Consider the following 23,358-nt stretch of genomic DNA (forward strand, 5'->3'; position numbering starts at 1 on the left):
TAAGCCCAATTAGTAAATCATCAATTTCTCCAAGAAGTTATCAAGCATAATTTCAAAACTCACTGAGTTGCAATTTTCCACTCTCACTCAATAAATGGCTGCTGTTCTCGAACTCGAAAATCTGACGAAGCACTACGGGCCTACAACGGCGTTGCGGGGCCTCAATCTGCAAGTCGAAGCCGGCAGCGTGTACGGGTTGCTGGGGCCCAACGGCAGCGGCAAGACCACTACGTTGGGCATTGCGCTGGGCGTGTTGCGGGCTTCGGCGGGCACGGTGCGTTGGTTTGGGCAAGCGCCCACGCCCGCCAGCCGGGGCCGGATTGGGGCCTTGCTCGAAACGCCTAATTTCTTTCCTTACCTCTCGGCCCGGCAAAATCTATTGCTCGCCGCTGAGGTAAAAGGGGCCGATGCGAAAAGCGTTGACGAAGCTCTGGAAGCCGTGGATCTTGCTCAGCGTCAGCGCGATGCCTTTTCGGGTTTTTCGCTGGGCATGAAACAACGCTTGGCGCTGGCGTCCACGCTGCTGGGCAACCCGGAAGTACTCGTGCTCGATGAGCCCACCAACGGCCTCGACCCACAAGGCATTGCCGAAGTCCGGAGGCTGGTGCAGCGACTCGCGCAGCAAGGCAAAACCATCCTGTTGGCTAGCCATTTGCTCGACGAAATCGAGAAGGTGTGCACGCACGTAGCGGTGCTCCAACGCGGCGAATTACGCGCTGCCGGCCCCGTAAGCAGCATTCTCAACGCCACCGACCGGGTGTTGCTGCGGCCGTCCTCCCCCGCAGCCCTCCCCGAATTGCAGCAGGCGCTCAGCCACATTCCGTGGGTGTCGGACATCAAGCCTGCCCCCGACGGCAGCGTGAGCGTGGTGTTGGCGGCCGGCCTTAGTCCCGCCGAGCTGAACCGGGCTTTGTTTGCCCATAACGTAGCCGTCGCCGGTTTAGAGATGCGCCACCGCAGCCTAGAAGCGCAATTCCTGGAGCTTACAGGCAAATAACACCCTTAACACAACTTATTAACAATCAATCATTTATGAATATGATTGATTGTGCTCAAATTTTACTTTTCCGAAATGCTTCGCGCTGAATTACGCAAACTCCTTCCCTACCGCACTGCCTGGGTTATTTTGGTGCTATACGCGGTGTTGCTGGCCATTTTTGTTTCGGTGGGCGGAAACGTCGTGATCAACGGGCAGCGCGTGGGCCAGACGCTGTATGCGTTTCCAGCGGTATGGAGCAAGCTGTCGTACGCGGCCAGCTATTTTAACATGCTGCTGAGCATCTTGCTCATCATTCTGATTACCGACGAATTTCAGTTCCGCACTTTCCGGCAGCAGGTCATTAACGGCGCGTCGCAGCTGGACTTGATTCAGGGAAAAATGGCCGTATCGGCGCTGCTAACGCTGTTCGGAACGACGGCTGTGCTCATCATTGGATTTTACTTCGGTCTGACGCGGGCGCCGGAAACGGCCGCCTCCGCTACTACCAACCTGAGCGCCGTGGCTTTGTACGCCGTGCAGGCGCTGGGGTATTTGGCGCTGGCGGCGCTGCTGGCCTTCCTGATCCGCCGGAGCGGAGCGGCCATTCTGCTGTTTTTGCTGTATTCCTGGGTAGTCGAACCGCTCATCCGGTTCTCGCTGCCCGACGAGCTGGACCGCTTTTTCCCGATGAAGATTCTGGCCAGTCTCACGCCTACGCCGGGCCAGGAAATGCTCGACACCGTAACCGGCCCCAACGGCTCGTTTACGGCTACGGAGGCCTTACCCTTCGCAATCGGCTACATCGGACTTTTCTGGCTGCTCAGCTACGCTTTGCTACGCAACCGCGACTTATAACAACTTACTAGACAGCAGTTTATCTTGACTAACGCGTTGCACCGCTATTGAGGCTTAGCCAGCGAATTGGCATAATTGACCAGGAAAGCCAGCTCGCGGGCGTTGGTGTAGCTAAGCTTGTTTTCCTTGGCGTACTGGTCAATCTGGCGGGCTTGCTTGGGGAAAGCGGCCAGCAAGTCCTTCTTCGGATTGCGTAGCGGCAACACATTTCCCTGCGGGGTCCCGAGGTAGAAATTGTCCTTTATTTCGGTGTAATACCCCGTCGAACGCGGCATTCCGTATGGGTAAGCACCACCGTAGCCGTACCCATAGCCGTATGGGCTGCCGTAGGAAACCGGACGCTGTACTAGGGCCTCGCGCCGCAGCAAAATCGTAGGCCCGTTGCTGAGCTGCTCGAAGAAAGCCGGCGATTTGAAGTCGCTGTAATCGTTGTCGTGGTTCCAGCGATACGTGCGAAACACACGTACCAAGCTGGTATCGGGCTGCTCGCGGTGGCGGGGCGGCGGCATGTTGTAGAAAGCCGGGTTGCCGTAGTAATACCCGCGCCGGGCGTCGTAAAAGTCGTCGTAGTAATACGAATCGCGGCGCCGGTCGAGGCGCTCCCCTTTCACGGCAAAGCTCTGGATGGCCACCGCCGACAAGGTACTGACCGTGTTGTTGGGCATCGTCACGAGCACTACATCTTCCGTGCGATGCAGCGAAATGGGGCCTTCGATGGTATCACCCGTAGCAAGCAGCACGGTGCCGCCGGCAAAGTTCTGCACATAGCTGCCAGCCGAGCGCTGTGCCTCAGTCGTGGCTGGGCCAACGAGGCTCAACAACAGCACCGCAAAGCCAATGGATAGGGCGGAACGCAGATTTTTCATAGCTAAGGAAAGATAATCCAAATACGCGTACCGCCCGCATCCGTTCCTAGGATTCTTTTTCGGCCGTATTGGAGGCCGCTATCACGGGCCGCATCTTGCTCAGAATGGTGTGGCCGAGCTTGTCGCGCTTGGTGGTGAGGTACGTCTCGTTGTGTTCGTTGGGCTCAATCTCAATAGGCACAGTATCAACTACTTCCAAGCCATAGCCCAGCAGGCCGGTCCGCTTGCGTGGGTTGTTGGTGAGCAGTCGCATTTTGGTGATGCCCAAATCACGCAGAATTTGCGCGCCCACGCCGTAGTCGCGCTCGTCCATACCGAAGCCCAATTCCAGGTTGGCTTCCACAGTATCGCGGCCTTGCTCCTGTAACTTGTAGGCTCTCAGCTTATTAAGCAGACCGATGCCACGGCCTTCCTGGTTCATGTACACAATCACGCCTTTGCCTTCGCGCTCTACCTGCAACATGGCGCGGTGCAATTGCGGGCCGCAGTCGCAGCGGCAAGAGCCGAAGATGTCGCCCGTGACGCAGCTGGAGTGTACGCGCACCAAGATGGGCTCTCCGGTCGAAACATCACCCTTTACCAAAGCTAAATGCTGGGCATTGTTGGAGCGTTGGGTAAACGCAACCAACTCAAAATCACCAAATTCAGTTGGGAGCTGCACCGAAATCTCGCGCGTGATGAGGCTCTCCTGCTTCAAGCGATACTTGATCAGATCCTGTACCGAAATCAGCTTGAGATCCCAGCGCTTGGCTACTATTTCCAGGTCGGGAAGACGGGCCATTTCGCCGTCTTCTTTCAGGATTTCGACCAGCACGCCAGCCGGCTCAAAACCTGCCAGCCGGGCCAAATCTACGGCGGCTTCGGTGTGTCCGGCGCGGCGCAATACACCCTCCTTACGGGCCTTCAGCGGGAAAATATGGCCGGGACGGCCCAACTCTTCCGGCTTGGTAGTTGGGTCGATGAGGGCCAGAATGGTTTTGCTGCGATCAGAAGCCGAGATGCCGGTGGTAACGCCGTTTTTCAGCAGGTCGACCGAAACCGTGAAGGGCGTCGCGTGCAGGGCCGTGTTGCGGCCTACCATCAGCTCCAACCCCAGTTCTTCGCAACGATCTTCGACGAGCGGAGCGCACACCAGACCGCGGCCGTGGGTGGCCATGAAATTGACGATTTCGGGAGTTGCGCAACGGGCTGCGCAGATGAAATCGCCTTCGTTTTCGCGGTCTTCGTCGTCGACGACGATCACAACTTTGCCGGCCCGAATATCGGCAATAGCGTCTTCTATGGAATCAAGCATGGAATTTTGAGCAAATATTATGTACAACCGCGTACGAAGGTGCGAAGTTACGCGGTTCCGATTTCTCGCGGGAGTTTTGCTGATTTGCCCATCCTGGGCTGGCTTTCGCGGGAAATGTCTGCCGCCGTTATTTTCGAAACAGCGCGTCGAGCCGGGAAGTGGCCGCGTCCCAATTGTAGTGCTCGCTCACGAAGGCCAGCCCGCGGCGCGCAAGCGCGTCGGCGTGGGCCGATTTGCTCAGCAGCTCGCTGATGCTGGCGGCCAGCTCCGCCGCCGACTGCGCCACGAGCAAATGCTCACCGGGCGTACCCCGCAACGCGTTGTTGGCCAAGGGAGTAGTCACGCACGGCAGGCGCATGGCCATCGCTTCCAACAATTTGTTTTGCAGGCCCGTTCCGGTACGCATCGGGGCTACAAATACCCGCGCTGTGGCGTACGCTTCGCGGATATCAGCCAACCAGCCGCTTATGGTAACGCATTCAGAAGCAAGGGCTTGCACGCGGGCCGCGGGCGTAGTGCCGGCAATGAGCAGCCGCGCCCGCGGGTGAGCACGGCGAACCAGCGGCAGAATTTCCTCCGCCAGAAAAACGGCTGCATCCACGTTGGGATGGTAGCTCATGTTGCCACAGAACAGCAGCTCGTACTCCTTCCGAACCTGCACGGGCCGGAAAAAGCGGGTGTCTATACCATTGAGTACCACATGGATATCCTCCCGGCGCGGGTGGTCGATGAGTTCGCGGTCTTGCGTGGAAATGATGGTATGGTGTCGAAACCACTCGAAAGCCGCGGCTTCGTAAGCGCGCAGGCGGGCAGCTTCCAGCGCAAAGACGGGCCGTTGCCAAGCCGGTGCTTTTTCAGCCCGCCGCTCCATTCCCTTCGAAAACACATCCATGTAATCGAGGGTCATGGGCACCTGGCCGGCTATCGGGCGCAGGTATTCGGCCATTCTAATGAGCTGGCAGTAAATATGTTCGGGCTGAAACTGGCGGCGCACCTCGTCCAGCTTGTCTTGCGCCGCTTTGTCGTAGAAATACCCCACCTGAAATGGCCGCCCCGTAGCCAAGGCCCGCGCCATGTTGCGGGCAATGCCTGGCCGCCGGAGCCGATGCACATGCAAGCCGCCCGCACAGAGCGGCTCTACGGCCTCGTAGGCGCTCTGCGGAACATCTTCGTCGGTGAGGGCAAACAGGCAGATTTCGTGGTGCCGGGCCAGGTATCGCAGCTGATGAAACGCACGTAGCTTGTCGCCTTTGTCGAGGGGATACGGAAACCGAGACAACAGTACGAGCAGCTTCATAGGGCAAACTTACGCGCTTTCGGGGCGGGCGCGCACAATCTGATACAGGGTCTGAAAACGCTCGACCACGCGCTGGTTATCGTAAAGGCGGCAGATGGTTTGGCGGGCCGCCTTGCCCATGTGCAGCACACTGATTTCGCCCCGGTAATAGCGGGTAATGCGGTCGACCCATTCGCTGGGCTCGTCGCAAAGGATGATGTCGTGGTTGTTGCGCACATGAATCCCCTCCGACCCTAACCCCGTGCTAATGATGCACTTACCCATCGCCATGCCCTCGATAATCTTGACGCGCATGCCGCCGCCCGACAGCAGTGGCACCAGCATCACCTCGTATTGCTGCATAAAATCGGCGGCCGATTCGACGAAGCCGTGCACGATTACGTTGGCGTGGTCTAGGTGCTTGAGGCGCTCCGGCGTGTCTTTGCCGGCAATGTGCAGCTCCAGATCGGGCATTTTCTCGTGGACTTCCGGCCACACATTCGCCAAAAACCAATCGAGGCCCTCCAGATTGGGCAGCCAGTTCAGGGAGCCAATCATAAATAGGGTGCGGGGCTTGGGGCAACGCTTAGGATGGGGCTGAAACCGCTCCAGATCGACGCCTGCGGGGATAAACACCACCGGCTCGGGGCAGCCCAACGCGCGCAGCCGCCGCTGATCGGGCTCGGTGATGGCCGCAAGAGCATCGAACTCTGGCAGATAGTCTAACTCGAAGCGCTTTAAGCCTTTTGCTAAGTATTTCATATACAATGACTTAGCAATATTGGTTTCGCGCTGGGCAAGCATCTCCCAAATCGTGTATTCAACGTTGTGCGCCCGCAGCACAACGGGCACATGCGGCGCCGCTTTCCGCACCACTTTCAGGTACCAAGCCACCAAGGTTCCCTCGATCTGGACCACATCTACGCGCTCAGTTTGCAGAATATGAGCCAGCGCATCGGCCAGCGCCGGGCTGATAAAGCGCTCGACGTTGTACGGTATCTTGCTTACCAATAAGTTTTTCAGCGCTTTCACCGGCGACAGGCTCGTATCGACGGGCACCGTTACGAGGCGCACATTGGGCAGGTGGTCGAGTACGTTACCGTCTTGCCAGTGTTTGGGCGTGTTGGCGGCCAACACCGTCACCCGATGGCCAGCTCGTGCTAGTCCCGCCGTTACGTCGTACATGGCGATGGCCCCACCGTCGTGAGGCGGAAACGGAACGCGCGGACAGAGCTGGAGAATGTGCACGGAGGGCGGGAAAACGGGCTTTTCGGAGCGAAAGAGCAACAAAACTACAAATAAGAACGCAGCATCACTCCTCAGTCCGAAGCGCTACCGTTTAGGCCCGAAACTGAGCGACCAGCGTGGCAATCTGGGCTTCTGTACCCAACAGCAACAGGACGTCGCCGGGGGCAGGGCGCGTGTCGGCGCTGGGGCTGATTTCGAATTCGCCGGAGAAATGCTTCAGGCCAATAACCGTAGCGCCCGTACGCGAGCGTACATCCAGCTCGCGGATGCTGCGGCCCTGCAATTCACGACGCAACTCCTTGAAGCTCAGCTCTTCCAAACGAAGCTTGTTCGGGCCTAAGCCGTTGATCATCTCCAGAAAGCGAATCACTTCGGGGCGCATCACCAGGTTGGCCATGTGTGAGCCCCCGATTTCGTCGGGCATCACTACCGAGTCGGCGCCGGCGCGCAGCAGCTTGCTTTCGCTGGTTTTGAGGCTGGCCCGCGCAATGATTTTGATGTTGGGGTTCAGCTCGCGGGCCGTGAGGGCCACGAATACATTGTCGGCGTCTTTGGGCAAAGCCGTGATCAGGGCTCGCGCCCGCTCCACGCCCGCCATCAGCAGGGTTTCGTCGGAAGTGGCGTCGCCAAACACAGAAGGCAGGCTCCTTTCGCCGTTTTCGCTGGCGGCACGCAGCAGGTCCTGATTTTGCTCGACCACCACTACCCGCGCCCCACTGGCCACCAGCTCAGAGCAGGCTTTGCTGCCGTTGCGCCCAAATCCGCACACAATCACATGGCCTTCGAAGCTTCGGATTTCCTGATCAGTTCTGAACATTTTGAAGATGGTACGAAGCTCGCCGTCAAAGATATACGTGGTCAGGACCGACACAAGGTAGGCGATGACCAACAGGTTGAAAAAAATGTAAAAGGAGACGAACAGCCGCCCGTCTGGCGACAGGGGATGTAACTCGCCGAAACCCACCGTCGAAACGGTAATCATGGTCATGTAGAAGGCATCGACAAAGCTGAAGCCCTCGATGCTCATGAAGCCTACCACGCCCGCCGCAAAGCTGACCACGGCCAACAGCAATGCCAGAAAAAACCGGTTGAGGTTGGCGCGCTTCCACAAATTGACCATCCGGCTTCGTTCTGCCGCAAAATCAGCGCCGAGCTTATCTACGGAAGAAGTATTCGGCATATATTATTGATTATCAACTATTTACAATGTACCACGAGGAATCACGGTACCCAAGTGGTTGGCGAGTTCGTTGTCGAGGCGCTTGTAGAGCATGAGGGCCTCCAATATCTTATCGACGGCGGCGGCATCCTGTGCCAAGCGCAGTTCTTCCTGCAACTTGCTCAATTCGCGCTGCACAATCTCTTTTTTGAGCCGCAGAATAGCGTTGTCGCATGCCTGCTGCAACAAATCGAGTTCGCGCGGCACGTAGATCTGGTGGGTAGTCCAGTTGGGGCTCAGCTCGTATTTGTCCGTAGCTAAATCACTGACCAACTGCCGGATATCTCCGCGTCCGTGCTGCACAAACGTGCGCACGTCGGGCCAGCGGCCTTGCTCCAATTCTTCCCGGCACAAGTGCATCATGTCGGCATAGAGGGGCGTGCGAAACGTCGTATCGTCGAGCTGGCTGAACAGGTAGTGCGCCACCCCTACTTCGGGCTGCACCGGTTGCGAAGCGTAGAGCACCATGAGGCGCACAATTTCGCGTTCGCAATCAGCCAGCACGTCGGGCAGCGGCTCAATCTCCTCCCGCTGGGCACCGCCACCAGCCGCTACAAGATCGTCGGGAGTGGCACCGTACATGGCCATTTCGGCCTCCTCGTCGGGCGACAACGGCCGTGGCGCAGCCGCAGTACGCTGCCCCCCAGCGCTTGCGGCGCCCCCACCGCTCTGGCCAGGCGAAGCGACTGCCTTGGAGCTGGAATTCTTGACCAGCTTGTTATACTCCGTGATAAGTACCTGCTCGTCAATACCGAATGTGCCGCTGGTCTGCTGCAAAAATACCTGCCGCTTAATAGGGTCGGGCACTTTGGCAATGCTTTGCAGCACCTCCCGAATGGCTTCGGCTTTCTTTACCGGATCGTGGGCCGCTTCTTTGGCTACGAGGTTGGTTTTGAAGGAGATAAAGTCCTGGCTGTTGCCGTCGACGTAGTCCTTGAAGCGCTGATCGCCGACTTTGCGGATGTAGCTGTCGGGGTCGTCGCCGTCGGGAAACAGCACCACGCGCACGTTCAGGCCGCCTTCCAGAATCAAGTCGATGCCGCGCAACGAGGCCCGAATACCGGCCGCGTCGCCGTCGTAGAGAACGGTTACGTTGTCGGTGTAGCGCGAAATCAGACGTATCTGGCTCTCCGTGAGCGAAGTACCCGACGAGGCCACCACGTTTTTGATGCCGCCTTGGTGCAGGGAAAGCACATCCAAATAGCCTTCCACCAAGTAGCACAGCTCTTCGGTGCGAATGGCTTGCCGCGCCTGATACATGCCATAGAGCACGTCGCTCTTGTGGTAGATCTCCGACTCCGGCGAGTTTAAGTATTTGGCTGTCTTATCGTTAGCTTTCAGCGTACGCGCTCCAAAGCCAATCACGCGGCCCGACACATTGTGAATCGGGAACATCACCCGGCCCCGGAAGCGGTCGTAGCGCCGACCGGAATCTTTGCCTTGCTCGTCTTCCCGGATGATGGTTAAACCTGTCTTTTCCAGGTATTTAGCTTCAAATCCTTCCTTCTGCGCGGCTTTCAGCAGATCATCCCACTGATCGAGCGAGTAGCCCAACTCAAAGGTCTGGATGGTCGTTTGGTTGAGGCCGCGCTGGCGCAGGTAGCTCATTCCAATGCTCTGGCCTTCGTCGGTGTTGAGCAGCAGCTTATGATAGTGGTCTTTGGCCCAGTTAGAAACAATGAATTGGCTATCTTTCTCATTCTGAGCCAGTTGCTGTTCAGGCGTCTTCTCTTCCTCCTGAATCTCGATCCCGTACTTCTTGGCCAGGTACTTCAGGGCTTCCACGTAGCTGGTGCCCTCGATGTCCATGATGAACTGAATCACGCCGCCCGCTTTGCCGCAGCCGAAGCATTTGTAGAGTCCCTTGGCTGGCGCCACCGAAAAGGAAGGCGACTTTTCGTGGTGAAACGGGCAACAGGCCCACATATTCTGGCCTTTACGCTTCAGACTTACAAAATCGCCCACCACTTCCACGATGTCGGCGTGGTGCAGGATTTGATCAATGGTTTCTTTCGGGATACGGGCCATAGGAAGCGCAAAGGTACGGAGCCAAGCCCACCGCTTTACATCAGGTGCAAGCTTGGGCCGCAGCAGTAACAAACTCAACCAACTTCTGCCCGGTTTTCCGGGTTATCTTTGCAACTGCATTTCGCATTTCTGACTTATGGCTATTACTAAAGAAGACGTCCTGAAGGCGCTGAGCTACGTGGAAGAGCCCGATCTGGGCAAAGACCTCGTGACGCTCAACATGATTGAGGACGTGCAGATTGAAGGCAAAACGGTGTCGTTTACCGTCATCCTGACGACGCCCGCGTGCCCGCTTAAAGAACTCATTCAAAACGCCTGCATCCGGGCCATTCATACGATGGTCGACAAAGAAGCCACGGTGAATGTGCACCTGACTTCTCGCGTGACCACCGCGCGTGCCGCGAATGCGGCCGTATTGAGCGGCGTTAAAAACATCATTGCCATTGCTTCCGGCAAAGGCGGCGTGGGCAAGAGCACCGTGACGGCCAACTTGGCCATTGCGCTGGCTCGTACGGGCGCCAAAGTCGGCCTCGTGGATGCCGACATTTCCGGTCCCAGCATGCCCGTTATGTTTGGCGTGGAAGATGCAAGGCCCCACGTATTTCAAACCCCGGAAGGCAAAAACCTGATTCAGCCTGTCGAGCGCTACGGCGTAAAACTGATGAGCATTGGCTTCCTGGCTCCGGCTGAAAGCGCAATTGTGTGGCGCGGCCCGATGGCCTCATCGGCCTTGAAGCAATTCATCACCGAAGTCGATTGGGGTGACCTAGATTACCTGCTCATCGACATGCCGCCCGGCACCAGCGACATTCACCTTACGCTTGTGCAGACGGTGCCCGTGACGGGCGCACTCATCGTGACCACGCCCCAAAAGGTAGCCCTCGCCGACGCGCAAAAGGGCCTGCAAATGTTCCGCCAGCCTCAGATCAACGTGCCGGTGCTGGGCATCGTGGAGAACATGGCTTGGTTTACGCCCGCAGAACTTCCTGAAAATAAGTACTTTATTTTTGGCGAAGGCGGAGGCAAAGCCTTGGCCGAAAAGCACGAAGTGCCGCTGTTGGGCCAGTTGCCGCTGGTGCAAAGCATTCGCGAAAACGGCGACTACGGCACCCCGGCAATCTTACAGGAAGGCTCGCCTTCGGCCGCAATGTTTGAGCAACTGGCTGAAGAGCTCGCTCGCCAAGTATCCATCCGCAACGCTGTGGCACCCCGTACCCAAGTAGTAGAAATGAATCGCTAGGCAGCGGTGCTTCCGGCGATTTCAACTGGTTAATAAGCCTGTACTAACAAGCTCAGGAGCTAAAAAATCAGCGAAATCAACGCCGCCAACACCAATCCGCGATTTAATGCCGAACTTCGTCCTGCCCTCGATTGTATATCCTGTATGCTGTATTCCACTGCCGTAGAAGAACATCCGTTGTTGCCCCGCATTGAGCAGGCCTTGGACTCGATTCGTCCGTACTTGGCCGCTGACGGGGGCAACGTGCGCGTGCTCAACATCACCGATGACATGGTTTTGCAACTGGAACTGCTCGGCGCTTGCGGCACCTGCCCCATGTCGCCGATGACGCTAAAAGCGGGCGTGGAAGAATCGGTGAAAAAAGCCGTGCCCGAAATCATTCGCGTGGAGGCCACCAATGCCACCCCCATGGAAGAGCAACCCGCCGGGCAAGTTCGATAATTGCCTGATTATCTAATTTTTATAAAAAAGACCGCTAAGCAGCGGTCTTTTTTAGTTTTAGGACTAGGGTTAACCGCACAGGCCTCCAAACTTCTCCCCTTCTATATTTGCCGACTGCCTTTCTCCGACGCCAAACCTTGTGCTCACCATGCTTGCTGCCAATAATCCCGACCTCCACTCCTGGATTGATATTTCGCCACTCAGCGATTTTCCCATTCAAAACCTGCCCTTTGGCGTGTTTGAAACCCCGGAGCGAGGCACGAGAGCCGGCGTGGCCATCGGCGACTATGTACTTGATCTATACGCGGTTAGCCAATACGGTTTCTTCGACGATCTGGACATCAACACCCAGCCGAAAGTCTTCCGTCGTCGCTCGCTGAACAGCTTTATTCGCCTGGGTCGCCCGACTTGGCGGGCCGTGCGTCAGCGCGTCAGTGAGTTGCTGCGCCACGACAACCCCGCCCTGCGTGACAACGAGGAAGCCATGCACACTTGCCTGGTGCGGCAAAGCGAGGTGCAAATGCTGCGCCCTGTAAGGATCTGCAACTACACCGATTTCTATTCCAGCATCGAGCACGCCACCAACGTGGGCATGATGTTTCGCGACCCCGCTAATGCGTTGCTCCCCAACTGGCGCCACATCCCGATTGGCTACCACGGCCGCGCCAGTAGCATTGTAGTGAGTGGCACCGACATTCGCCGGCCTAACGGGCAGCGCAAAGCACCCGATGCAGCGGCCCCTACCTTTGGGCCATCGCAGCAGCTGGATTTTGAGCTGGAAGTTGCTTTCATCGGCGGGCGCGCTACCCAGCTCGGCCACGCCGTACCGATCCAGCAGGCTGAGGACTACATATTTGGCTTGGTGCTGTTTAACGATTGGAGCGCCCGCGATATCCAGAGTTGGGAATACGTACCGCTCGGCCCGTTTTTAGGCAAAAGCTTCGGCAGCAGCGTGTCGCCATGGATCGTGACGCTGGATGCGCTGGAGCCGTTCCGCGTGCCGGGGCCCGAGCAAGAGCCCGAGCCGCTGCTGTATTTACGGCAAACGGGCGCTGCCAATTTCGACATCAACCTAGAAGTAGCCATTGAGCCTGCTGGCGGCCCTGAAACCGTAATTTCTCGCTCCAATTTCAAGTACATGTATTGGAGCATGGCCCAACAGCTAGCGCACCAAACCAGCAACGGCTGCAACCTGCAAGTTGGCGACCTCTACGCCAGCGGCACCATCAGCGGCTCCACGCCCGATTCGCTGGGCTCGATGCTGGAGCTAACGTGGCGCGGCACCCGCCCCCTGCCCCTCGCCGATGGCTCGGAACGCAAATTCCTCCTCGACGGTGATACCGTCACGATGCGCGGTTTTGCCGAAAAGGATGGCATCCGAATTGGTTTTGGGGAAGTAAGCGGGACGATTCTACCGAGTGCCTAACTATGGCTTCATGTCCGCAAATTTACAGAAAATAGATAAAGCCGAAGAACGCAAACCACGCAAAGATTTCGACGTTAATCTTGAAGCGCTACGAGGTTTTCTTGCATTGTTTGTTGTCAGCAGCCACACAATCGGAGTTCACAATCGCCTATTTCCTGAACGTGCTAATGGCATATTTACATTTCAACCACCAGGGCATTTAAGCGTCCTAGCATTTTTTATTATCTCGGGGTACGTTATTGGCACTACCAATAAAACTAAGTTTACTAGATCTACAATTTTTCCTTATATAAATAAACGTATTACAAGAGTTTATCCCTTGTATTTATTAAGTATTTTATTCGCCTTATTAACAGCGAGCAAAAATTACTCATGGCAGGTCATAGCTCACAATATCTCACTTACCCAAGTCATGTTTTCGGAGGTTATTTGGGAAAACGCCCCATCTTGGTCGTTACATTACGAGATGCTATTTTATATAATATTTATCTTTATTTCAGCTATTAATATTAATCCAATAATATCATTAGGCGCATCGATAGTAATAGGCTTACTCAATTTTTATGCTTACCCTATTTTAGGTCCAGCCGTTGTCACATCATATGCATTTGGTTTCGCCTTCTGGTCAGCAGGACTAGTCTTGGCAAAATTTCTTAGAAGAAAGAGAGAAAATACTTACGGCTTGCTGGCAAGTAATATATTTCTCTTTTTAACGCTTTATAATTTTAATACACTTCAACAGTTGTTGACTTACAGATATAGAACTCTTTTTCACAGCGACGTTATATTTATTAATCCCCGTGAGTGGTTTGGCACTGTCATTTCCTTCTATGATTTTGCTTTTCTGCCTTACGGCATCTTACTAGTTTTAAATTTCACGAACAAACAATACAGATTTAGAAAGCCGATACAGTTTATATTGCAATTAATTCCTGCTTATGGTATTTATAATTTTATTAGATACACTGGATATTATTCACCAAAGTTCACTGCAGTTATAATTCCTATTTTTACCTATTTAGTCAGCTTAATCTTATTAGTCTACCCAAAAAATTTTATCGAAATAATATCAAAGAAAATTATCGATCTGGGAAAATTTTTAGGTAGCATATCATATGGGATTTATATTATCCATTTTCCCATACTACAATTACTGCGCAGAAATGATTTTTTCACAGTATCAGGACTAGCGTTTTTTCCAAGATTTCTTACATTTTTAGGCGTTGTAATGCTGGTGAGTTTTATTCTTGAAAGAAAATTCCAGCCTTGGGTTAAATCAATACTACAGAAAAGGGTAGCGGGCGTTTAAATAGCCTTAGTAAAACCCAAGGGCTTCAACCTCTTTTAAAGTTAAAGACCTTGGGTTTATAATTTTATCATTTCTTACCCTCAATGATCTCGTCCACCACATTCGGGTCGAGGAGTGTGGTGGTGTCGCCAAGGTTGTTGGTGTCGCCTTCGGCCACTTTGCGCAGGATGCGGCGCATGATTTTGCCGGAACGCGTTTTGGGCAGCCCCGTGACGAGCTGAATCTTGTCGGGACGGGCGATTTTGCCGATTTCGGCCACCACCGTTTCGATGATGCTGGCTTCCACGTAGATGGCTTCTTCCTTGGAAATTTTTCCCCGGCAAATCACGTAGGCGTAGATGCCCTGCCCTTTTACGTCGTGCGGATAGCCCACTACAGCGCTTTCTACCACGTGCGAGTTCTGGTTGATGGCATTCTCGATTTCGGCTGTGCCGAAGCGGTGACCCGAGACGTTGATCACGTCGTCGACGCGACCAATAATGCGATAAAGACCTTCTTCGTCGCGGCGGGCGCCGTCGCCGGTAAAGTAATACCCCGGATACGGCGCAAAATAGGTTTGGCGGCACCGCTCGTGGTCGCCGTAGGTGGTGCGAATGATGCCCGGCCACGGATATTTGATGGCCAAGTAGCCTTCCTCATCGTTGCCCTCGATTTCCTTGCCTTCCTGCGTGAGCAGCACCGGCTGCACACCCGGTAGCGGCAGACCCGCGCGCGCCGGTTTGCTGGGCGTAATGCCCGCCAAAGCCGAAATCATGATGCCGCCGGTTTCGGTTTGCCACCACGTATCCACCACGGGGCTGCGCTCTTTGCCTACGTGTGTGTAGTACCAATGCCAGGCTTCTTCGTTGATGGGCTCCCCCACCGATCCCAGAACCCGCAGTGAATCAAGCGAATAGCTTAACACGTTATCCAGCGGCGTAGCCATCAGCGACCGGATGGCCGTGGGCGCCGTATAAAACACCGAAACGCTGTGTTTATCAATGACTTCCCAGAAGCGCCCGGCACTGGGATACGTTGGGATGCCCTCAAACATGAGCGTGGTGGCGCCGCTCAGCAACGGGCCGTACAACAAGTACGTGTGGCCCGTAACCCAGCCGATGTCGGCGGTGCACCAGTATACATCGTTCTCATTGACCTGAAACACGTTGCGGAAGGTATAATCGGCCCATACCATGTAGCCCGCCTGCGTGTGCACCACGCCCTTGGGCTTGCCCGTCGAGCCGCTCGTGTAGAGGATAAAGAGCATATCTTCGGCGTCCATCTCCTCGGCCGGCGAGGTTTTCTCCACTTCTTCCAGCTCCTCGTGCAACCACACGTCGCGGCCTTCCACCATGTTGACGGGCCAGCCCAAGTGCTCGGTTACAATGACGCGGCGCACGCTAGGGCAATGATGCAGGGCGTCGTCGACGACGCGTTTCACCGGAATCTGCTTGTCGCCGCGGTTTAGGCCGTCGGAAGTCAGCACCACACTGGCTTGAGCGTCGTTCACCCGATCCGAGATGGCATTGGCCGAGAAACCCGCGAAAATCACCGAATGCACCGCACCCACGCGGGCGCACGCCAGCACCGCAATCGCCAACTGCGGAATCATGGGCATGTAGATGCACACGCGGTCGCCCTTCTCTACTCCGTTGTTTTGCAGCACGTTAGCAAACTTGCATACCTCTTGGTGCAGCTCGCGGTAGGTGTAACGAATCTGGCGGGTTTTGGGGTCGTTGGGCTCCCAGATGAGCGCCAGCTTGTTGCCGCGCGTGGCCAAATGGCGATCGAGGCAATTTTCGGTGATGTTGAGTTTTGCCCCCTTAAACCACTTGTTGTGGCCTTCCACCATATCCGACTCCAAGACTGTATCCCACTTGCGGCGCCAGGAAAAAGGCTCGGCAATGTCGGCCCAAAACTGTTCGGGGTTTTCGGTGCTGCGGCGGTAGGCCTCTTCGTATTCTTCAATTGACTGAATGCGAGCGTGTTGTGCGGGCATAACGGTAGGAATTTTAGTAAGGAGGAAGTTCAAGAAGTGTCTTTACGGTCAGAATTTCAATAGTCGGGCTAAAACTCTCTGCTTTTTAAAGACCTAAAGGCAGGTTTTAGCCCTCGTGAGGAGGCCAAATCAAGTACTGTCTTTTTCAAAAGCCAGTCCAACCTGGCGCCGCACCAGTACAGCGCGTATTTCATCCAGAATTGCGGGGTCATCGATAGTAGAGGGCATAGTAAATGCTTCTCCATCAGCAAGTTGGCGCATACTTTTGCGTAAAATCTTACCAGAGCGTGTTTTGGGTAACCTCTTGACTACTAAGGCATTGCGAAAGCTTGCTAAGGCCCCGATTTGGTCGCGAATCAACTGCACCAATTCCTGCTCCAACTGCTCCTCGCCAATTGTGTATCCATCTTTCAGTACCACCAGCCCGACAGGCCGCTGGCCTCGTAACAGGCAAGCGATGCCCAAAACGGCACATTCGGCAACGGCCGGGTGCGCGGCCAGCAACTCCTCCATCTCGCCCGTACTCAGGCGGTGGCCCGCAACGTTGATGACATCATCGACGCGGCCCATGATGAAAAAATAGCCCTCCGCGTCGCGGAAACCGCCATCTCCGCTGAGGTAGTAGCCCGGAAAAGTAGTCAGGTAGCTTTGGCGGAAGCGTTCGTCGTCGTGCCACAAGGTGGGCAGGCAGCCCGGCGGCAACGGCAGACGCACCGCCACCAGGCCCGTGTGCGTTGGGGGCAGCGGCTCCCCGGTTTCGTCGAGAATCTGCACGTCGTAGCCGGGTACCGGATGGCCTGCCGAGCCGGCACGAGGCGGCGGCATCTCGCTCAGGCCCACCATGGTAGCCAGCATCGGCCAGCCCGATTCGGTTTGCCACCAATGATCGATTACCGGCACGCTCAACGTGCGAGCGGCCCACTCGTAGGTAGCCGGATCGCAGCGCTCGCCGGCCAGAAACAGGTAGCGCAAGCTTGTAAGGTCGTAGTGCTGGGCAAGCTGTCCTTCGGCGTCTTCCTTCTTAATGGCTCGAATGGCCGTGGGCGCCGTGAACAACACCTGCACTTTGTGCTCGGCCACCACCCGCCAGAACGTGCCGGCATCCGGCGTGCGAACCGGCTTTCCTTCAAACAGCACCGAGGTACACCCCTGAAACAGAGGACCATACACGATGTAGCTGTGTCCTACTGCCCACCCAATATCGGAGGCGGCCCAAAACACCTCGCCCGGCTGCATGCCATAAATCGCGGACATGCTGTATTTAAGTGCCACGGCGTGCCCGCCGTTGTCGCGCACCACGCCCTTGGGCTTGCCCGTGGTGCCGCTCGTGTAAAGGATATACAGCGGGTCGGTGGCTTCGACGGAAACGCAGCCCACCTGCGGAGCTTGCATCACTTTCTGGTAGTCCACGTCGCGGCCGCTTTGCATATCTGCTTGAGCAAAAGGCCGTTGCAAAATGACAGTATGCGCAGGCTTGAAGCTGGCTTTCTCAATGGCGGCATCCAGCAGTGGCTTGTAAGGTATCACTTTGTCGAACTCCATGCCGCCCGACGCCGACACAATCACCCGCGGCTGGGCATCGTCGATGCGGACTGCCAGCTCGTGGGGCGCAAAGCCGCCAAACACCACCGAGTGCACCGCCCCGAGGCGCGCGCAAGCCAACATGGCCACCACCGCTTCGGGTACGTTGGGCATGTAAATAATTACCCGGTCTCCTTTTTCCACGCCCAATTGGCGCAGGCCACCCGCAAAGTGCGCCGTGCGGTCGAGTAGCTCGCGGTAGGTAATGCGGCTGATGGTATTGGTAACGGGTGAATCATAAATCAGGGCTATTTGCTCGCCGCGGCCGAAGTGCACGTGGTGATCGAGGGCTAAATAGCTGGTGTTGAGCCGGCTACCTGGGAACCAGCGGTACAAGCCCTGCGCATCGGTAGTCAGCATCTCGGTGGGCGGCTCAAACCACTGAATCTGTTGGGCTTGCTCCTCCCAGAAAGCGGCCGGATCGGCCAGACTAGCGGCATAAGCCTCGGCGTAGGGTAATGCGGGTGGGGAAACGGGTTTCATGGCCTCTGAAAGTAAAAAAGGCATCTATCTGATTACTAAGCAGTTGGCGCAGCGACTAGCTCCCTGACTTTTTCCATGAGCTGACGCGTACTGAAGGGTTTCGGAATGTAGAGATCGGCGCCGACGTCGTAGCCCTTCTGAATGTCGGCTTCTTTGCTCTTGGCACTCAGGAAGATAACCTTCGTGGTTTGCCGTTCGGGGCGGGTTTTGACGTGGCGACACACTTGGTACCCATCAACGTCGGGCATCATCACATCCAGCAGAATCACGTCGAAAGCGGTCTGCTCAACGGCTTCCAGCGCCTCCGTGCCGTTGCGTGCAATGCTAACCTGATAGCCGTTTTTGCGCATCAAAAATTCGAGCGACATCACAATGTTGGGCTCGTCATCGACGATTAAAACCCGGGTTGTATTCATAGCCATGGTAAAGGGTGCGGTCGGCGTGATTACTTGCTAAGTTCCTCAGCAGGAAGCTCAAAGGAGAAGCAGGCGCCTTGCTCGGGTTCGCTCTCAACCCAGATGCGGCCGGCGTGCAGCTCCACAATTTTTTTGGTGATGGCCAGCCCCAGCCCCGAGCCTTCGGGCTTGCGTGTGGTTTGGTTCTGGGCCTGAAAAAACTTATCGAAAATGAGTGTGTGAAACGCCGGATCGATGCCCTTGCCGTTGTCGGTGACGCTGATGCGCACGGCGTTGCCGGCGGCTTCGGCGCTTACCCCAATGCGGCCTTCGCCATCGGGCCGGCACGACTTTACCGCGTTAGAAAGCAGGTTGACAAGCACTTGCATCAGGCGGTCGCGGTCGCCGGTAAGGCTGGGTAAGCCGGGCGGCACCGCTACGTCGAGGCGGATTTGCTTGTCGCGCAGGAGCTGCCCCACGGAGTCGATGGCGTCGTTGACCACTTCGGCCACATCCAGGGGCGCCCGCTCCAGGGTGGCCTTTCCCGATTCAAATTTCTCCAGATCCAGCACCAGCGTAATGAGGCGGCTTAGGCGTTCGGCCTCTTTGGTGATGGTGTGCTGAAACCGCAGGCGCTCTTCTTCCTCCAGATCGGGGTTGTCGGACAGGATTTCGGACAGTGCCCGAATGCTGGTCAGGGGCGTGCGCAGCTCGTGCGTAACGGTGTACAAAAACTCGTCTTTGCGCATGTCCAACTCCTGCAATTGCGTGTAGGCGTCGCGCAAATCGGCCGTGAGGTTCTGAAGTTGCCGCGACTGCTTTTGCAGCTGCCGGTTGGCTTCCAAGAGTTGCTGCGACTCGCGCAGGATGCCTACTACGTTGTCGAAACTAATCTCTTCCGCCCCTACCGACGACGAGAGCAGCAACCGCGCCGACGCCGGCCCGATGCTGCCAGCCAACAGTTTTTCGGCGTAGGCCAAGAGACGCGGATCGGCAGTGGTGGCCGAAGTGTCGGCGGGATGCGCGTCGGGAAAACGCTCGGCAAAGGCTCGTAGCGCCTGGGTTGTGCGCTTTTTACCCAGAAACCCGTTGAGCAAAGCCCGTACGTCGGGCAGAGGTGCCGCGCCTTGCCACAACGAGGGGCCTTCGAACACGTTGCGGTAGCGAAATACGTCCACAAATACGTCGGCTTGCCGCTGCTCCAGCGCCGAGGGCCGGCCGGCCAGCGACACGCCCACGTACAGACCCACGTTGAAAAACCAGCTCCAGAATAAGCCGTGCGACAAATAATCGAGCCCGGTTAGCCCAAACAACGCAAACGGCCGCAGCCCGGCCAAGCCGAATACGCCCTGTTCGAGCCAGGCTGTCGGGAGCAGGTGCGGGCCGATCATGGTGGGCAGCACCAACGTGAAAAACCACAGCACGAACCCGCCCACAATGCCCGCCATCGCGCCTTGTTTTGTGCCGCCTTTCCAGTACAAACCGCCCAGCACCACCGGCACAAATTGCGCTACCGCCGCAAACGACACGAGCCCAATGTTGACAAGCGGCAGCAAATGCCCTACCACCGTGTAATAGCCGTAGGCCAGCATTAACACGAGTACCACGGCCAGCCGACGGCTTTGCAACGCGGTTTGGCTGAGGTAGGCAAACCAGCGCGTCTGGGTCTGGGGCTGCACTACCGGAATGCGCACCAGCAACGGCATGAGCAGGTTGTTGCTCATCATTACGCTCAGCGCAATGGTCTCGACGATGATCATGCTGCTGGCCGCCGACAACCCGCCGAGATAAGTAAACAAAGCCAGCCACTGCTGCCCCGCCCCGAGCGGCAACGCCAGCACAAAGGTATCGGCATCGAGGCCGGCGTGGCCGTACAGCAGCTGTCCGCCAAAGGCAATGGGCAGCACAAAGAGGTTGATGACAATGAGATACAGCGGAAACAGCCACATGGCTTTCCGCAGGTGCACCTCGTTTACGTTTTCCACCACCGACACCTGAAACTGCCGCGGCAGCATCAGAATAGCGGCCATGCTCAGCAGCAGGAGAGTAAACCACTGCGCGCCGCTTACGCCGGCACCGTGCAACGTAAACAGCCGGCTCAGGGCAGGCACGGCCGCTGCTTTCTCAAACACGTCGCCGAAGCCGTTGAACAGGCCAAACGTGACGAACACGCCCACCGCCAGAAACGCCACCAGCTTTACCAACGACTCTAGGGCTACGGCCAGCACCATGCCTTCGTGCCGCTCGGTGGCTTCCACGGAACGCACGCCAAAGATGATGGTGAAAAACGCCAGCGCCACGGTGGTAAACAGAGCCGAGCTTACGGCGGCTACACCACCGTTGGCGCCGGTTGTCATCGCTTCGGGCCCGCGCGTGATGATATCGAACGACCCGGCTATCGCTTTGATTTGCAGAGCGATATACGGGATAATTCCCAGCACGCACACGACCGTCACGACGGCACCCAAGGCAGCGCTTTTGCCATAGCGCGCCGAGATAAAATCGGCAATGGAGGTCAGGCGCTGCAACCGGCAGATGCGGATGATTTTGCGCAGCACCAGCCACCAGGCCGGCGCTAACAACGTGGGACCCAGGAAAATACCCACAAACTCCAGCCCGTAATACGCCGCTCGCCCTACGCTGCCATAGTACGTCCAGGCGGTGCAATACACAGCCATCGAAAGGGCGTACACATAGGGGTTGCTCACGAGGCTTCGCCGCGTGGACGAGCGGCGCTCAGCTGCGTAGGCCACCCCGAACAGCAACGCCAGGTAGCCGAATGAAAACCCTATGACAAGCAGCTTGGACATTGAAAAAGTGGCTAATCAGGCAAAAGGCTTATTTTGTAAATACTTGCTACACAATTACTTACAAAGTGCATTATTCCTCATGTTTCATGCGGGTAACCAGCCAGCCCGTGAGCACCACCACGGCAATCCAGGCGAGCAATACGTAGAGATACAGCACCGGCACCCCGCCTACTTTGCCGTCGTGGTCGAACACGGCCAGGAGCGGGAAATTGAGCAGAATCCCAAACAGAAGAGCGACGAAAAGCAGCTGCTGGCCCCGGCGTTGCTCGGTTTGCTCCTGCGGCGACATCGAAGACATGAGGCGATAAGTATCTGGTGAACAAAAGGATATAAACCCAGCAGCAGTGAGATATAGTGAGATATAAAAGCTGGCCCCGACAGTAGAAAGTCCGTCGAACCAATGGTCCGACGGACTTTTCACCAAGACAGGCTGGGAAAAATCAATCAGTCCATGATCTTAACGTTCCGCACATCTTTCATGTACGTAGAGCCCACAATCAAGCAAATCAGGGCCACAACTACTGGGTACACGAGGCCGAAATAAATACTGTGCTCTTGTAAAAAGCCGCTGGGCTGAGCGGCTGCCCACGCTACCATAGCCGTGGCGATCAGCGGTACCAAGCCCCCGAAGATGCCGTTGCCGATGTGGTAGGGCACCGACAGCGATGTGTAGCGAACCTTTGTAGGGAACAACTCCACGAGATACGCCGCGATAGGGCCGTACACCATTGTTACGAAAAGCACCAGGCAGAACACTAACACTGTGAGGGCCAATACGTTGGGAGTAGCAGCCTGCATAACGGCGGGCACTGCCACGCCGGCGGCATCCACGGTAGCGGCGGTTTTTTCTGTTAGAGGGCCGGCGAATGCCTTCAGGCCGTAGAAAATCGGGATGGTGAAGAGTACCCCGCAGGCCAAACCCGTCATGATGATGCGTTTGCGGCCAATGCGGTCGGAAAGGCCGCCGAAATACACAAAGAACGGCGTGGCAAACAGCAGCGCCAGGCACAGGATGGTACTGGCCGTCACGAGGTCAATTTTGAGAACGGTTTGGAGGAAAAAGTAGGCGTAAAACTGTCCCGTGTACCATACTACGCCTTGGCCCATGGTAGCCCCAAACAGGGCCAGCAACACCAAACGACGGTTGACGGGCTCTACAAACGAATCGCGCAGCGGCGACTTGCTGGTGGTGCCTTCGGCTTTGGCCTTCGCAAACAACGGCGACTCGTGCAGCTTGCGGCGGATGTAGTAGGAAGCAACAACCAAGATCAGGGAAATGAGGAACGGAATGCGCCAGCCCCACTCTTTAAATGCATCTTCGCCCACCGATAGGCGCGTGCCGACGATCACGGCAATGCTTACAAACAGGCCCAGCGTGGCGGTAGTCTGGATAAAGCTAGTGTAGTAGCCCCGGCGGTTGTCGGGGGCGTGCTCGGCCACGTAGGTAGCTGCCCCGCCATACTCACCGCCCAGCGCCAAGCCCTGAATGGTGCGTAGCAGCACCAAGATCACGGGCGCCATCACCCCAATTCGCTCGTACGTCGGAATCAGGCCGATGCAGAATGTGGAACCGCCCATCAGCAGCAGCGTCAGCAGGAAAGTGTATTTGCGACCAACCAAATCGCCGATGCGCCCGAAAAACACGGCACCAAATGGCCGTACAACAAAACCCACAGCAAAGGCTGCCAGTGTGCCCAGCATGGCTGCTACGGGGTCGGTTTTGGGGAAAAACAGCGTGGAGATAATCGGGGCGAGCGAGCCGAAAATGTAGAAGTCGTACCACTCGATGACGGTACCCACCGACGAGGCCGTGATGACCTGCCAGATCTTGCTGACCGACACGTTGTTGTTATCGTGTGCCGCCGCGGCGTCCACCGCTTGGTCCGCCCCGGCAAAGGGACGGCGAGGAATGCTTTGTTCCATAACTGAA

The 23,358-nt window shown here is 56.5% G+C and carries 18 protein-coding genes; 6 read left to right on the plus strand and 12 right to left on the minus strand.

Annotation, left to right across the window (positions count from 1 at the left end):
* The first annotated feature begins 94 nt into the window (after positions 1–94).
* Positions 95–997, plus strand: coding sequence for an ABC transporter ATP-binding protein (locus tag H9I52_RS10715; RefSeq protein WP_187453837.1), 903 nt, complete (start codon positions 95–97; stop codon positions 995–997).
* Positions 998–1,072: 75 nt separating this feature from the next.
* Positions 1,073–1,834 (plus strand): ABC transporter permease, encoded by a 762-nt coding sequence (locus tag H9I52_RS10720; protein ID WP_187453838.1) that lies wholly within the window; start codon positions 1,073–1,075, stop codon positions 1,832–1,834.
* 44 nt (positions 1,835–1,878) lie between these two features.
* On the opposite strand, the gene H9I52_RS10725 is transcribed toward H9I52_RS10720, so the two are convergent.
* The 6 genes from H9I52_RS10725 to dnaG all read right to left on the minus strand — a co-directional run bounded on the left by H9I52_RS10725 (position 1,879) and on the right by dnaG (position 9,765).
* The gene (locus H9I52_RS10725) at positions 1,879–2,700 is read right to left on the minus strand and encodes a hypothetical protein (protein WP_187453839.1); all 822 of its coding nucleotides are present in this window, start codon (positions 2,698–2,700) and stop codon (positions 1,879–1,881) included.
* Positions 2,701–2,746: 46 nt separating this feature from the next.
* A complete protein-coding gene (locus H9I52_RS10730) occupies positions 2,747–3,994 on the minus strand; it encodes a bifunctional 3,4-dihydroxy-2-butanone-4-phosphate synthase/GTP cyclohydrolase II (protein ID WP_187453840.1) in 1,248 nt (415 codons plus the stop codon).
* Positions 3,995–4,121: 127 nt separating this feature from the next.
* Positions 4,122–5,291, minus strand: coding sequence for a glycosyltransferase (locus H9I52_RS10735; RefSeq protein WP_139517412.1), 1,170 nt, complete (start codon positions 5,289–5,291; stop codon positions 4,122–4,124).
* Positions 5,292–5,300: 9 nt separating this feature from the next.
* On the minus strand, positions 5,301–6,518 hold the full coding sequence (locus H9I52_RS10740; RefSeq protein WP_187453841.1) for a glycosyltransferase family 4 protein: 1,218 nt from the start codon (positions 6,516–6,518) through the stop codon (positions 5,301–5,303).
* A gap of 91 nt (positions 6,519–6,609) precedes the next feature.
* The gene (locus H9I52_RS10745; protein WP_262386008.1) at positions 6,610–7,698 is read right to left on the minus strand and encodes a potassium channel family protein; all 1,089 of its coding nucleotides are present in this window, start codon (positions 7,696–7,698) and stop codon (positions 6,610–6,612) included.
* 21 nt (positions 7,699–7,719) lie between these two features.
* Complete coding sequence (gene dnaG / locus H9I52_RS10750) at positions 7,720–9,765, minus strand: DNA primase (protein WP_187453842.1); 2,046 nt, start codon at positions 9,763–9,765, stop codon at positions 7,720–7,722.
* A 136-nt stretch (positions 9,766–9,901) separates the two neighbouring features.
* On the opposite strand from dnaG, the gene H9I52_RS10755 reads away from it, so the two are divergent.
* From H9I52_RS10755 to H9I52_RS10770, 4 genes are all read left to right on the plus strand, one after another.
* Positions 9,902–11,005 (plus strand): Mrp/NBP35 family ATP-binding protein, encoded by a 1,104-nt coding sequence (locus tag H9I52_RS10755; protein ID WP_139517415.1) that lies wholly within the window; start codon positions 9,902–9,904, stop codon positions 11,003–11,005.
* Between the two features lie 144 nt (positions 11,006–11,149).
* A complete protein-coding gene (locus tag H9I52_RS10760) occupies positions 11,150–11,446 on the plus strand; it encodes a NifU family protein (RefSeq protein WP_139517416.1) in 297 nt (98 codons plus the stop codon).
* 148 nt (positions 11,447–11,594) lie between these two features.
* A complete protein-coding gene (gene fahA / locus H9I52_RS10765; RefSeq protein WP_187453843.1) occupies positions 11,595–12,872 on the plus strand; it encodes a fumarylacetoacetase in 1,278 nt (425 codons plus the stop codon).
* A gap of 10 nt (positions 12,873–12,882) precedes the next feature.
* A complete protein-coding gene (locus H9I52_RS10770) occupies positions 12,883–14,181 on the plus strand; it encodes an acyltransferase family protein (RefSeq protein ID WP_187453844.1) in 1,299 nt (432 codons plus the stop codon).
* Positions 14,182–14,248: 67 nt separating this feature from the next.
* Here H9I52_RS10770 and acs read toward each other — a convergent pair whose 3' ends face one another.
* The 6 genes from acs to H9I52_RS10800 all read right to left on the minus strand — a co-directional run bounded on the left by acs (position 14,249) and on the right by H9I52_RS10800 (position 23,351).
* Complete coding sequence (gene acs, locus H9I52_RS10775; protein ID WP_187453845.1) at positions 14,249–16,159, minus strand: acetate--CoA ligase; 1,911 nt, start codon at positions 16,157–16,159, stop codon at positions 14,249–14,251.
* A gap of 129 nt (positions 16,160–16,288) precedes the next feature.
* Entirely contained in the window at positions 16,289–18,223 is a 1,935-nt protein-coding gene (locus H9I52_RS10780) for a propionyl-CoA synthetase (RefSeq protein WP_187453846.1), read from the minus strand.
* Between the two features lie 35 nt (positions 18,224–18,258).
* Entirely contained in the window at positions 18,259–18,639 is a 381-nt protein-coding gene (locus H9I52_RS10785) for a response regulator transcription factor (protein WP_187453847.1), read from the minus strand.
* A 29-nt stretch (positions 18,640–18,668) separates the two neighbouring features.
* A complete protein-coding gene (locus tag H9I52_RS10790) occupies positions 18,669–21,428 on the minus strand; it encodes a sensor histidine kinase (RefSeq protein WP_187453848.1) in 2,760 nt (919 codons plus the stop codon).
* 70 nt (positions 21,429–21,498) lie between these two features.
* Positions 21,499–21,726: a hypothetical protein gene (locus H9I52_RS10795; protein ID WP_262386009.1), complete on the minus strand. Its 228-nt coding sequence runs from the start codon at positions 21,724–21,726 to the stop codon at positions 21,499–21,501.
* Positions 21,727–21,872: 146 nt separating this feature from the next.
* Positions 21,873–23,351, minus strand: a complete 1,479-nt coding sequence (locus H9I52_RS10800) for an MFS transporter (RefSeq protein WP_187453849.1) — start codon at positions 23,349–23,351, stop codon at positions 21,873–21,875.
* Positions 23,352–23,358: the final 7 nt, after the last annotated feature.

This window comes from Hymenobacter sp. BT491, from assembly GCF_014349165.1.
In the GTDB taxonomy this organism is placed as follows: domain Bacteria; phylum Bacteroidota; class Bacteroidia; order Cytophagales; family Hymenobacteraceae; genus Hymenobacter; species Hymenobacter jejuensis.

What these genes read in the sequence shown, in the direction of transcription:
- H9I52_RS10730 (WP_187453840.1), bottom strand. Translation starts at nt 3,994, where the DNA reads ATGCTTGATTCCATAGAAGACGCTATTGCCGATATTCGGGCCGGCAAA.
- H9I52_RS10785 (WP_187453847.1), bottom strand. Translation starts at nt 18,639, where the DNA reads ATGAATACAACCCGGGTTTTAATCGTCGATGACGAGCCCAACATTGTG.
- acs (WP_187453845.1), bottom strand. Translation starts at nt 16,159, where the DNA reads ATGCCCGCACAACACGCTCGCATTCAGTCAATTGAAGAATACGAAGAG.
- dnaG (WP_187453842.1), bottom strand. Translation starts at nt 9,765, where the DNA reads ATGGCCCGTATCCCGAAAGAAACCATTGATCAAATCCTGCACCACGCC.
- H9I52_RS10780 (WP_187453846.1), bottom strand. Translation starts at nt 18,223, where the DNA reads ATGAAACCCGTTTCCCCACCCGCATTACCCTACGCCGAGGCTTATGCC.
- H9I52_RS10770 (WP_187453844.1), top strand. Translation starts at nt 12,883, where the DNA reads ATGTCCGCAAATTTACAGAAAATAGATAAAGCCGAAGAACGCAAACCA.
- fahA (WP_187453843.1), top strand. Translation starts at nt 11,595, where the DNA reads ATGCTTGCTGCCAATAATCCCGACCTCCACTCCTGGATTGATATTTCG.
- H9I52_RS10755 (WP_139517415.1), top strand. Translation starts at nt 9,902, where the DNA reads ATGGCTATTACTAAAGAAGACGTCCTGAAGGCGCTGAGCTACGTGGAA.
- H9I52_RS10715 (WP_187453837.1), top strand. Translation starts at nt 95, where the DNA reads ATGGCTGCTGTTCTCGAACTCGAAAATCTGACGAAGCACTACGGGCCT.
- H9I52_RS10745 (WP_262386008.1), bottom strand. Translation starts at nt 7,698, where the DNA reads ATGCCGAATACTTCTTCCGTAGATAAGCTCGGCGCTGATTTTGCGGCA.
- H9I52_RS10720 (WP_187453838.1), top strand. Translation starts at nt 1,073, where the DNA reads ATGCTTCGCGCTGAATTACGCAAACTCCTTCCCTACCGCACTGCCTGG.
- H9I52_RS10800 (WP_187453849.1), bottom strand. Translation starts at nt 23,351, where the DNA reads ATGGAACAAAGCATTCCTCGCCGTCCCTTTGCCGGGGCGGACCAAGCG.
- H9I52_RS10735 (WP_139517412.1), bottom strand. Translation starts at nt 5,291, where the DNA reads ATGAAGCTGCTCGTACTGTTGTCTCGGTTTCCGTATCCCCTCGACAAA.
- H9I52_RS10760 (WP_139517416.1), top strand. Translation starts at nt 11,150, where the DNA reads ATGCTGTATTCCACTGCCGTAGAAGAACATCCGTTGTTGCCCCGCATT.
- H9I52_RS10790 (WP_187453848.1), bottom strand. Translation starts at nt 21,428, where the DNA reads ATGTCCAAGCTGCTTGTCATAGGGTTTTCATTCGGCTACCTGGCGTTG.
- H9I52_RS10725 (WP_187453839.1), bottom strand. Translation starts at nt 2,700, where the DNA reads ATGAAAAATCTGCGTTCCGCCCTATCCATTGGCTTTGCGGTGCTGTTG.
- H9I52_RS10795 (WP_262386009.1), bottom strand. Translation starts at nt 21,726, where the DNA reads ATGTCTTCGATGTCGCCGCAGGAGCAAACCGAGCAACGCCGGGGCCAG.